General features: G+C 71.5%; 8 protein-coding genes. 1 reads left to right on the top strand and 7 read right to left on the bottom strand.

Annotated elements, in window-relative coordinates; all coding sequences use genetic code 11:
• Window positions 1-56 precede the first annotated feature (56 nt).
• Genes M4J07_RS14850 through M4J07_RS14835 form a run of 4 tightly spaced genes read right to left on the bottom strand, consistent with a single transcriptional unit; the run spans window position 57 to window position 5102 of the window.
• On the bottom strand, window positions 57-1988 hold the full coding sequence (locus tag M4J07_RS14850; RefSeq protein WP_255971929.1) for a hypothetical protein: 1932 nt from the start codon (window positions 1986-1988) through the stop codon (window positions 57-59).
• Window positions 1989-1990: 2 nt separating this feature from the next.
• Window positions 1991-2905, bottom strand: a complete 915-nt coding sequence (locus M4J07_RS14845; protein ID WP_255971927.1) for a carbohydrate ABC transporter permease — start codon at window positions 2903-2905, stop codon at window positions 1991-1993.
• Window positions 2902-3852: a carbohydrate ABC transporter permease gene (locus tag M4J07_RS14840; protein WP_308284751.1), complete on the bottom strand. Its 951-nt coding sequence runs from the start codon at window positions 3850-3852 to the stop codon at window positions 2902-2904. Before M4J07_RS14840 ends, M4J07_RS14845 begins: the two co-directional genes overlap by 4 nt.
• Entirely contained in the window at window positions 3849-5102 is a 1254-nt protein-coding gene (locus M4J07_RS14835) for an ABC transporter substrate-binding protein (protein WP_255971926.1), read from the bottom strand. The genes M4J07_RS14840 and M4J07_RS14835 overlap by 4 nt, the downstream gene beginning before the upstream one ends.
• Window positions 5103-5359: 257 nt before the next feature.
• On the opposite strand from M4J07_RS14835, the gene M4J07_RS14830 reads away from it, so the two are divergent.
• The gene (locus M4J07_RS14830) at window positions 5360-6607 is read left to right on the top strand and encodes an FCD domain-containing protein (RefSeq protein WP_255971924.1); all 1248 of its coding nucleotides are present in this window, start codon (window positions 5360-5362) and stop codon (window positions 6605-6607) included.
• A gap of 139 nt (window positions 6608-6746) precedes the next feature.
• On the opposite strand, the gene M4J07_RS14825 is transcribed toward M4J07_RS14830, so the two are convergent.
• From M4J07_RS14825 to kdgD, 3 genes are all read right to left on the bottom strand, one after another.
• Window positions 6747-7949 (bottom strand): hypothetical protein, encoded by a 1203-nt coding sequence (locus M4J07_RS14825; protein ID WP_255971922.1) that lies wholly within the window; start codon window positions 7947-7949, stop codon window positions 6747-6749.
• A gap of 9 nt (window positions 7950-7958) precedes the next feature.
• On the bottom strand, window positions 7959-9485 hold the full coding sequence (locus tag M4J07_RS14820; protein ID WP_255971920.1) for a pectinesterase family protein: 1527 nt from the start codon (window positions 9483-9485) through the stop codon (window positions 7959-7961).
• Window positions 9486-9690: 205 nt separating this feature from the next.
• Entirely contained in the window at window positions 9691-10614 is a 924-nt protein-coding gene (gene kdgD, locus M4J07_RS14815) for a 5-dehydro-4-deoxyglucarate dehydratase (RefSeq protein WP_255971918.1), read from the bottom strand.
• Between the last annotated feature and the right edge of the window lie 125 nt (window positions 10615-10739).

The following is a 10739-nucleotide window of genomic DNA, read 5'->3' as shown; positions in this document are numbered from 1 at the left end:
GGGGAACTGCGCGAGCAACCCCTGCCGGCCCGCTGTCGCAACCCCGGCGTGGTGGTCTAGACGGGAGCGGTCTGATGGGACGGCGGCCGGTGCCGCGGCGTCAGCCGGAGATCGAGACGGATGCGACGCCCCGGCGGCAGCTCCACCGTCAGATGACCGGCCTGCACGGCCAGCTCGGCCTTGCTGAGCACGGGTTCGGGCGCCGCATAGGCACGCGGATCCCCGGGATGGCCGGAGGCCGCGCTCTCCGTCACGACCCGCTCGATGCGGGCCTCACCGAATCCGCCGGCCTGGACGACGACCGTGCGCGGATGGCGGTGCCCGGTGTGGACCAGCTCGACCCGCACCCGGTCCGGGGTCACCGTGTCGACGAGCGCCGCGACGTCCGGCGGCAGTCCGGGGCGGCCACGGCCGGCGTCCCAGTAGGCGAGCCGGGTGGGCAACAGTCCCCCGTTGTAGAGGACTTGGGGCGTGCCGGTGGTCAGCTGGAGGAGCGCTTCGGTCAGGACGGGGTTGATCCGCTGCCAGTGGTGGATGTGCATCTCGGACGGGTCGGTGGTGTCGGCGGCGATGAGTTCGAGGCGCCGGGCCGCCTGGCCGAGGGCGACGCGCAGGATCTCGGCCGGGTAGTCCGGGTTGTCGCCGTTCAGGTAGGCGAGCCAGGGCGCCTCGTGTCCGGCCTCCTCCTTGTTGCGGAAGGCCCGGACCGTGCGCCAGTCGTAGCCGCTCGCCTTCCTGATGCGTTCGAGGCGGTCCCGGTCGCTCTCGGCACCCGAGGCGTGCAACAGCCAGAGCGGGAGCCCCAGTTGGGGCGGCTGGTGGTCGAACCAGCCGGAATCGGCGTGCCGGTTGGGAACGAGGAGGGTGGGCCGGTCGGCGTCGTCGCCCAGTTCGGCGAGCCATCGGTCGGAGATGCTCATGTCGGTTCCGGTGACGGGCGCCTCGATGCCGTGGTCGAGGACCGCGTCGAGCGGAGCCCGGCCCAGCGAGAGGAGCTCGTCCCCGCCGCCCAGCAGCACGGAGTTGACGGAGGCGACCACGGCGGCGTTGCCGACGCTGTAGAGGCCGTGCGGCCAGCTCCACCCGTACAGGCCTCCGTACCAGCGGCCGTCGTGCAGTTCGCCCACGGTGCCGCCCGGCCCGACGTTGTCGGGGAGCACTCCCCCGCACGCGACGGCGCGTTCGTGCCAGGCCCCGAGGTAGTCGAGGGCCCAGTCGCGGTAGCGGTCGTCGTGGTCGTACAGCCAGGCGTTGACGGCGAGGCTGGTGGCGGCGAGGTCGACGGCGGTGTCGCCGCGGCCGATCCGGGCGTTCATGGCGTCACCCATGCGGCGGGCGTGGGCGGAGTCGGCCAGGTCGTCCCACCGGGTGATGCCGTCGAGGTCGCGCAGCGGGAGGCCGAAGCGGCTCATGGACGTCAGGTCGGCGCCGTAGGAGGCCCATTCCTTCTGGAGGCCGAAGCGGGGGCCGCCCGCGCCGTTGTGCGGGGCGCGGATGATCCGGGCGACGGGGTCGTAGTTGCCCGACGGTGACCCCGGCAGGTAGAGATCGGCGAACTTCCGTGCCCGGGCGGCGAATTCGGGGTCGGCGGGGTCGGCGGCGCAGATGCCGTAGAACAGGAGCATGGACTCGCCGAGGTGGAACCAGTCGTAGCCGCGCTCGAACTCGTCGACGACCAGGCCGAGTTCGGTGAGCTGGGCGGTGACGCCGCGCCAGTGGTGCTTGCTCGCGTCGAGGAGGTCGTCGGCGCCGCCGAGCCGGTAGAGGACGGGCCAGTTGAAGAACGCCTCGTAGAAGTCGTCGCCGCCGTCGCGTTCCTCGACCCGTCCTGCGTAGCGCAGGCTGCCGTCGGGGGCGCAGTAGCGGTCGGCGAAGGCGCGCCAGGCGTCGTCGAGGACGTCGAACAGGCGGCGCTGGAGCAGTGCCCAGACGGGCGGGGTGCCCACGGGCACGGTGGCGGTCAGGACCACGGATCTGTCGGACGTCACGGTCAGCCTCTCGTCGCACCGGCCGCGAGGCCGCTGATGATGTGGCGTTGCATGAAGACGAAGAAGACGATCAGGGGGGCCACGGCGAGCAGCAGCGTCGGGAAGACCACGGTGTAGTCGGTCTGGTACTGACTGACCGCCGCGTAGACGCCGGTCGTCACCGTGTAGAGGCCGCTGCCGGGGCCGAGAATGATCTGCGGGTTCACGAAGTCGTTCCACACCGAGAAGGTGTTGAGGATGACCATGGTCGCGACGACCGGCCGCATCAGCGGGAACACGATGCGCCAGAAGGTGCGGTTGCGCCCGCAGCCGTCGAGCGCTGCCGCCTCGTCGAGCGCGCGGGGGACGGTGGTGATGTACCCGGCGTACAGGAACACGGAGAACGGGAGCGTGAGCACGGTCTCGAAGAGGACGAAGCCGCGCACGGTGCCCATCAGGCCGACGGTCTTGAGGACGTAGACGACGGGGATCACGAGGACCTGGCTGGGGATGAACGTCCCGGCGAGGAAGAACAGCATCAGCGCCCGGAAGCGGCGGCGCGGGCTGCGGGCGATGACGTAGGCGACGGGTCCGGCGAGGGCGATGGACAGGACGTTGACGCAGACGACGAAGAGGAGGGTGACCGCGTAGCCGCGCACGAGGTCGAACTCCTCGCCCTGCAGAGCTCGTCGGAGCGGTGCCAGGGTGCCGGAGGTGGGCAGTCCGAACGGGTCGGTGAGGATCTGCGACTGCGACTTGAATGCATTCACTACAAGGACGTAGAGCGGCACGAGCATGATCGTGGCGACGATCGCGAGGAACACCAGGCGCACGGTGCGTCCGGGGCGCGGGACCCGGCGCGGTGCCGGGGCCACGGGCTCGGGCGTCTTCGGCGGTGCGGTGGCGGGGGCCCTTTTCGTCAGGTTGTCGAGGCTCATGAGTACACCGCGCTCTCTCCACGCCTGCGCAGCTGGGCGACGGCCACGGCGAGTGCGGCCGTCACGGCCATGAGCACCACGGACTGCGCCGAGCCGAGGCCGAGCCGGCCGTCGTGGAAGGAGTTCCAGAGGATGAGGTAGGCGATGGTCTGGGTCTGTCCGGCCGGTCCTCCGCCGGTGAGCGAGACCACCAGGTCGTACGTCTTCAGGAGCGTGACCAGGGACAGCACGATGTTGACCGTGACGGAGGGGCCGAGCGCCGGGAGCGTGACGTGGCGCAGGACCTGCCACCGGCTCGCGCCGTCGATGCGGGCGGCCTCGGTGAGGGAGCGCGGCACGGCCTGGAGCCCGGCCAGGTACAGCACGACGTTCACTCCGAACGCGGCCCACACCACGACCCCGACCAGGGTGCCGAGCGCCCAGTCCGGATCGGCGAGGAAGGGCAGGACGTCGCCGCCGTGCGAGGTGATCAGTCCGTTGACGGCGCCGGTCGTGCCGAGGATGGCGCTCCACAGGAAGCCGACGACGAGGGCGCTGAGGACGTGCGGGTAGAAGAGCACCATCCGGAAGAAGGTGTTGACGCGTGAGCGGCCGTTGAGGAGGAGGGCGAAGCCGAGCCCGAGGACGTTCAGCCCCACGGTGCCGAAGGCAGCGAGCAGCAGCGTCACGACGAGGGAGCGGCCGAGACTCGGATCGTTCGCCAGGGCGCGGTAGTTGGCGCCTCCGACGAAGGACGGCGCGGCACTGAACCCGTCCCAGTCGGTGAGGCTCAGATAGCAGGCGAGGGCGACCGGCACGGCGAGCAGCGCCGTGTAGAGCACGGTCGCGGGCAGCACCATGACGGTGGTCGCGAGGCCGGCGCGGCGGTCGCGGGCCCGGCGGGTCGGTGCGGCGCCGCGGTGGGTCCGTGCGGCAGGGCGGCGGGGCGGTGCGGCAGACCGGTTCATCGGTGCGCCTCGACCCAGCGGTCGACGGCCTTGGCCACGTCGTCGGGCGAGCGGCCCGTGTACAGGCCCTGCACCTCGGTGTTCCAGGCGGTGTTGAAGCCCTTGGGGAGGGTGTCGTCGCCGTAGCCCTCGCCCTGGGCGACCCGGGCGGGCGCGTCGTCGAGGATCTTCTGGACGTCCCGCTCCAGCGGGGAGAGGTCGCGGTCGACGCCGCTGCGGAAGTTGCCGTCCTGCTTCAGCTGGGCGGTGACGGCCTTCTTGTCGGTGACGAGCCATTCGACGAGCTCGCGCGCGGTGTCCTTGCTGCCGCTCTTCTTGAGGATCATGTAGGGGGCGGCGAGCGTGGCGCCCTGGGGCCCTGGCGCCTTCTGCCCCTTGTCGACCGGGGCGGGGAACGCGCCGACCTCGAAGTCCTTGTCGTCGGCGGCGGCTTCGGTTGCGGTGAACCAGCTGCCCATCACGTACATGGCGGACTTGCCGGAGAGGAAGCTCGTCTCGCCGTCGGCGTACTTGAGTCCCAGGGCGTTCTTGTCGATGTAGCCGCGGTCGATCCACGTCTTGTACTGCTTGAGGTAGGGCCGCATGGTCTCGCCCACGGTGAGGTCGCCCGCCTGGACCTTCTGGTACCAGTCGGGGTGGCGCTGGGCGAGGGAGGGGTCGGTGAGCTGGAGCAGCTGGAGGCCGGTGGTGAAGTCGCCCGCGGTCTGCAGCGGCAGGTAGCCGGCCTTCTTGAGCTTGCCCATGGCGGCGGTGAACTCGTCGGTGGTCTCGGGGAGTTCGTCGATGCCCGCCTTGCGGAAGGCGTCCTTGTTGTAGAAGACCAGGGACTGGGCCTGTTCGCCGACGCCGACGGCGTACACCCGGCCGTCGAGGGACGCCTCCTCGACGAGCGGGGTGTCCTTGGTCCACGGCTCGTCCGTGAGGTCGAGCATCTGGGGGGCGAGGGTCTTGTCGGGCAGCAGTGTCTCCACGACGTCGGGGGCGTCGCCCGCGGCGAGCTGCTGCTGGAGGGTGTCCGCGACGCCCTTGCCGGTGGGAGCCTCGATCTTGACGTCGACGCCGGGGTGCGCCTTCTCGAAGGGGGCGACGAGGTCGTTCCAGAACGTCTTGGTGAGGTTGGGGGTGATGTTGACCAGGACCCGGACGGTGCGGTCGCCGCCGTCACCGCCCTTGCCGCTGTCGCCGTCGCCGCCGTCCGAGAAGCCGCCTCCTCCGCAGGCGGTGAGGCCGAGCAGCAGGGTCGCGGTCACGGACGCCCGGGCGAGCGAGCCGGTTCTTGCACTTGTTGCCGTACGCCGATTCCGCATGGGTTCTCCAGGTCGGCTCGGGGCGCCGGGGCGCGCTGGACCAGCATGGTTTATTGGGTCAATAATCGAGCAACGATTACTTCATAAATGCCTTGTGATACAGCGTCAAGACGGTGTGCTCACCCAAAAGTTGGTGATGTCCCCCGGGCCACCGCCGGTCGAGCGAGTCACAAGTCCGTGGCCTGCAGGGAGGGCAACGCATGACGGAGCAGCCTGAGTTCAGGACCCCGACCGAGGCGGACCTGGCCGTTCTCACCACCTGGACGCGGGACGGTTCCCAGGCTTTGCGGCTGCGCAGCAGCATCGTCCTCGCGCGCGCCGAGGGCCGCGGGGCGGGCGAGGTGGCCCGGGCGCTCGGGGTCAGTGCGGCGACCGTCGCCAAGTGGTCCAGGCGGTTCGCCGAGCGGGGTGTCGATGGACTCGCGGACGCCCCGCGGTCGGGCCGGCCGCGCAGCCAGGCCAGGCCGGACGCGGAGCGCCTGGTGGCCGAGGCCCTGCTCCGGGCGGCAGCCGGCGAACCGGCTCCTTCGACGCGCGTGCTGGCGGAGCGGCTCGGCCTGTCGCAGTCGACGGTGGCGCGGATCTGGCAGGAGCAGGAGCAGTTGCGAGTGCGCAGGCCCGAGGGCGGCGAGAGCGGCGCGCCAGAACCCGGCGCGCCGCAGGACACCCCCACGCCCCACCCCATGGCGCTCACTCCCACCGACCCGGAATTCCCTGTCGCGGAACCGCCCTCGCCGCCCTCCTCCCCCGCTGTGCGCCGCGCTTCCGGATCGGCCCGCACGGCGGCTCCGGCTCCGGCCGTCCCCCGCCGCCTCCTCTCGGACCACGTCTACGCCCTGCTGCGCGACATGATCGTGAGCGGTGAGCTCGCGCCGGGGCAGCGGATCGTGGAGTCGGACATCGCCCGCCGGGTGGGCACGAGCCAGGCCCCCGCCCGCGAGGCGATCAAGCGGCTCGCGCACGAGGGCCTGGTCAACTCCCAGCCTCACCGGGGCACTTACGTCACCGAGGTGTCCGACCAGCAGGCTCAGGACGTGCGGGAGATACGGGTGCTCCTGGAGATGTACGCGGCCCGGCGCACGGCGGGGCGCCTCACGGCCGAGTTCGCCGGGCGGCTCGGCCAGAGCGTGGACGCGATGCGGCGGGCCGCACAGGACGGCAGCATCGGCGACTTCCGGGACGCCGACATGACTTTCCACCGCACAGTCTGCGCGGCGTGCGGGAACGGACTCCTGCTGCGGCTGTGGCGCCTCATCGAGCCGAGCATGTGGGGTCTGCACGTGGTGAGCAATCCTCGGTACGGGGGCGACTGGCGGGCGATGGCCGAGCTGCACGTCGACCTGCTCGACGCGCTGCGGCACGGTTCGCCCGAGACGACGGCCGAACTGTTCGCGGCGCACGCGGCCGGCGAGGCGTCCCGCTACCGCCGGGAGCATCCGACTCCCTGACCGGACCGGGGCGAGGTGGCGTCGGTGCACGCCGCTGAACAGATCGGCCGGGCGCTCCCCGCCGCCTCGGCCGACCTGTTCACGGAAACGTTCCTGGCGAAGATCCGCCGGTCATGGCCCACCGGTCACGGCACGCCGGTCACGGCCGGCCGGCACTGGCCACGTCGAGGTCCCACAGGATCACGTCGAGCGCGTGGGGGCTGATGGTGTGCTCCCCGTGGGTGGCGTCCTCCAGCAGCTCCCAGTGGCCGTTGCCGATGACCTCGACCCGCTGGCGCACCACGGGTTCGTAGCTGCGGTGCCCCACGCCGTTGAAGCAGCAGGCGTCGAACCGGTTGAGGATCTGCATCTGCCGCCGGTCGCGGCCGACGGCGGCCAGGGCGTACAGGTCGGGCCAGTCACAGATCCCGTAGAACACCGGGTGCCGGTCACGTCGCTGCTCCCAGTCGCCGGTGGTCGGGCTGGGCTTGGGCGGCGCGGAGCGCAGGAAGAACGGCAGGGATCCGGCGGTGGGATAGCTGCGGGTGATCCGCGGGTCGAGCGCGGGGTAGACCGTGGTCGCCCAGCCGCCGCCGGAGAGCCCGATCATCTGCAGCGAAGGCGGGTCGTACGTCCGCACCAGGTGGTTGACGGCGACGGCGAGGGGTTCGAGGAAGAGGCGCAGGGTGGAGAAGGTCTCGCTCTCCCAGGGCTCGAACTCGTTGTGGTTGCCGACCGTCACCGTGGTGCCGGGGTCCGCCGGGTCGCGCATCTCCTTCGGGTTCCAGTGGTACAGCGGCATGGCGCACAGCAGGACTCCGTACCCGGCGTCGACGAGGGCCTGCGCGGTGCGCTGCATGGTGTCGAGGGGTTCGCCGTGCCCGTTGTGGTAGAGCGCGAACCGGCCGTGGGCGCCGGCCCGTCGGGGCAGCAGCAGATAGGCGTGCCAGCGCAGCCCGTAGGGCAACTCGACGGTGAGCCGGTCGATGCGGCGCAGTCCGGTGAAGGCGGGCAACTCCGGTGCGGAGACGGCCTGTTCGACGGTGGGCAGGGTGTCGGGCAGCCGTCCGTCGGCGGACTTCCAGACCTCGGCGACCAGACGCTGCCGCAGCGGTGCGATGTCGCTCGCGGTGTGCACGGTCATGAGCTGTTCGACGTCGACGCCCACGGCCTGTTGGGGCAGCGCCTTGTAGTCGATGCTGTGGGCCGCCGCGACGTCCTGGTCGACGGGGGCGACGGGGCGCGGCCGGGAGCCGGTGGCGGCCGATTGCGCGACGGCGGCGGGCGCGGTGGCGCCGACGAGTGCGCCGGTGCCCGCGGCGCTCACGGCACCGAGCAGGGTTCTACGGTTCAGGGCGGACATGACGTGGCCTCACTTCCCTTCCGTACGGGTGGACTTGGGGCGCGGGTCCCAGCCGTCTAGGAGCTGGGCCGGGTCGCGCCACCGGTCGGCCTCGGCGGCATCGAGCTGCCGGGAGCAGGCCAGGCGCGCGCTGGTGTCGACGGGCCGCCCGTCGAGGGTCCTGCTGCCGTACTCCCAGAACCGCAGTTGCTGACCCGACGTGCAGTCGAACCCGGTGAGCCCCCAGCCGACGGGTGCGATGTGGGCGTCCATGGCGGTGTCGATGAACACGGCCTGGCTGGCCGGGAAACGGCTGTCGATGCGGCTGAGCAGCACGCTGCCGTCGGCCACCGAACTCCCCCGGGTGAGGCGCGTGTTGACGAAGACGTTGCCGGGTCCTTCGGGTGCGTTGCGGACCTGGCTGAGGTAGCCGAGGTCGAGGGCCTTCAGCTCGGAGTCCTGCATGAAGACGCCGCCGGTCCCCCAGACGAAGTCGACGTCGCCCTCGATGTAGCTGTCGGTGACGAACGCCCTGCCCTGCAGCCGCAGGCTGTCCTGGAAGCTCAGCACACGGACGTGGTCAAGGACGATCCGGTCGCCGTTGCCGCGGAACGCCTCGGCCTGCGAGCCGCCCTCCGGGGTGAGGTTGTGGACGGTGACGTCCTGGATGCGGAAGTCGTCGGCGTCGACGCCGAACACGGCGCGCCAGCAGTTGAACCGGTCCGGCTGGGGCAGTACCCGGCGCGGGCAGTAGCTCTGCTCGGGCGGTACGTCGGCCATCGCCGAGTCGCCGTTGAGGACGCTGTTGTTGGGGTATCCGATGACGGTCCGGCCCGCGCCCGCGCCGCGCAGCCGCAGGTGGGGCCGGTCCTGGCCGACGTACACGATCTCCCGGTACGTGCCGGGCGCGACGTCGATGGTGACCTTGCGGGTGTTGCCGTGCGGGACAAAGTCGACGGCGCCCTGCACGGTGCAGAAGTCGCCACCGCCGGCCGCGTCCACGCTCAGCTCGGTGCTGCCGGGCCGCGGCCCGCCGGCCGTCCGGAACCGCCAGATGCGGGGCGATTCGATGCCCCGGTGACCGCGGAAGAAGCCCGGGTCGACGGTGACGTAGTACTCCTGGCCCGGGTCGAGGGGGTGGTGCGGCAGGACCGTGGCCGTACGGCCTTCCACGACCACGGGCTGGTAGGTCCAGCGGTGCGGCTCGCCGTAGTCGGACCGGGCGTCGCCGATCAGCCGCTGGTACGTCGCGGGATCGGCGAGGTCGACGACATCCGCGACGCTGCCGTCTGCGGCCCGGTGCACGCTCAGCCGCCCCTCCGTCCCGAGCTGCACCGCCGACCCGAAGGTGAGCCGCAGCGGGGTGTCGGCACAGACCGGCCGCGCGACTCCGCTGGGAGCGAGCCCGACCCGCGCGTCCGTGGCGACGGCCGGGGCGGCTGTGGCGGCCGTGACGGGAGGGGCGGTGGCCAGGGGAATCAGCAGGGCGGCCAGGAGGGGGCCCGCGCGCAGCAGGGGGCGGATCGGGGACACGAGCTGTCGGAACATCGATCTCATGGAAGCTGCTCCTCATCTCCGGCATGCCTGTGGCATGCCAGTGATGGAAGCACAGCGGAACGGTGCCTGAGAACCCCTGGGACGCGGGTCAACTAGGCGTTAGGTGCCGGGAGTTGCTGCGTCTGCCGTCGATGAACACCGCACCCGCCAGGTCCGTGGCAGTCGCGCGCGGTCTGGCGGGGTGAGGTTGCGGTCCGCGGCTGGATCAGGCCGTGGGGAGCTTGTGGATCAGGGTGGTGAGTTCCGCGAGCTCCGCCTCCGTGAGGTCGGTGAGCGGCGGGCGGACCGGGCCCGCAGGGTGGCCCGTGGCGGTCATGCCGGCCTTGACGATGCTGACCGCGTACCCGGCCTGCCGGTTGCGGATCTCCGTGTAGGGGAGGACGAAGTCGGTGAGCATGCGGGTGACGGCGTCGTGGTTGCGCGCGCGGACCGCGGTGTAGAAGTCGAGGGCGAACTCGGGCAGGAAGTTGAAGATGGCCGACGAGTAGGTGGTGACGCCCAGTTCGAGGTAGGGCAGGGCGAACGTCTCGGCGGTGGGCAGGCCGCCGATGAAGGTGAGCCGCTCGCGCAGTCGGGCGTAGATGCGCGTCATGGTGTCGATGTCGCCGACGCCGTCCTTGTAACCGATGAGGTTGGGGCAGCTCTCGGCGAGGCGGGCCACGGTGTCGGCGGAGTAGACGGCGTTGGCCCGGCTGTAGATGACGACGCCCAGGGACGTGGAGCGGCAGACCGCCTCCACGTGGCGGGCGAGCCCTTCCTGGTTGGCCTCGGTGAGGTAGGGCGGGAAGAGCAGGATGCCGTCGGCGCCGGCCCGCTCCGCCGCGGCGGCGTGCTCGATCGCGGCGGCCGTGCCGTATCCGGCCGGGGCCAGGATGGGCGTGTCGTCGGGGGCGCTGTCCGCGGCGGCGGCGACGACCCGCTCGACCTCCGCTGCCGTGAGCGAGAAGAACTCGCCGGTGCCGCCGGCCGCGAAGAGCCCTCCCACGTCGTACTTGGCCAGCCTGACGATGTTCTCCCGGTAGGCGTCCTCGTCGAAGGACAGGTCGCTCTTGAAGTGCGTCACGGGAAAGGACAGCAGTCCGGAGCCGAGGCGCGTGCGCAGGTCGGCCGGGGTGTAGGACGTGGTCATGGGTTACTGCTCCTGAGGATCAGGTCGGATGGGAGGACTGACGGCGCGTCAGGGCGGGCGCCGGTCGGGCGGTGTTTCCGGCGCGGGCAGCGCGGCTGTCCATGACTGCGCTGCCCGCACCGGGG

The sequence above is a fragment of the Streptomyces longispororuber genome, assembly GCF_024448165.1.
Taxonomy (GTDB): domain Bacteria; phylum Actinomycetota; class Actinomycetes; order Streptomycetales; family Streptomycetaceae; genus Streptomyces; species Streptomyces longispororuber_A.
This window is presented reverse-complemented; position numbering and strand designations above follow the sequence as displayed.

Excerpts from the sequence above, each read along its gene's own strand:
- M4J07_RS14845 (WP_255971927.1), bottom strand. The coding sequence starts at position 2,905 with ATGAGCCTCGACAACCTGACGAAAAGGGCCCCCGCCACCGCACCGCCG.
- M4J07_RS14840 (WP_308284751.1), bottom strand. The coding sequence starts at position 3,852 with ATGAACCGGTCTGCCGCACCGCCCCGCCGCCCTGCCGCACGGACCCAC.
- M4J07_RS14830 (WP_255971924.1), top strand. The coding sequence starts at position 5,360 with ATGACGGAGCAGCCTGAGTTCAGGACCCCGACCGAGGCGGACCTGGCC.
- M4J07_RS14825 (WP_255971922.1), bottom strand. The coding sequence starts at position 7,949 with ATGTCCGCCCTGAACCGTAGAACCCTGCTCGGTGCCGTGAGCGCCGCG.
- M4J07_RS14820 (WP_255971920.1), bottom strand. The coding sequence starts at position 9,485 with ATGAGATCGATGTTCCGACAGCTCGTGTCCCCGATCCGCCCCCTGCTG.
- kdgD (WP_255971918.1), bottom strand. The coding sequence starts at position 10,614 with ATGACCACGTCCTACACCCCGGCCGACCTGCGCACGCGCCTCGGCTCC.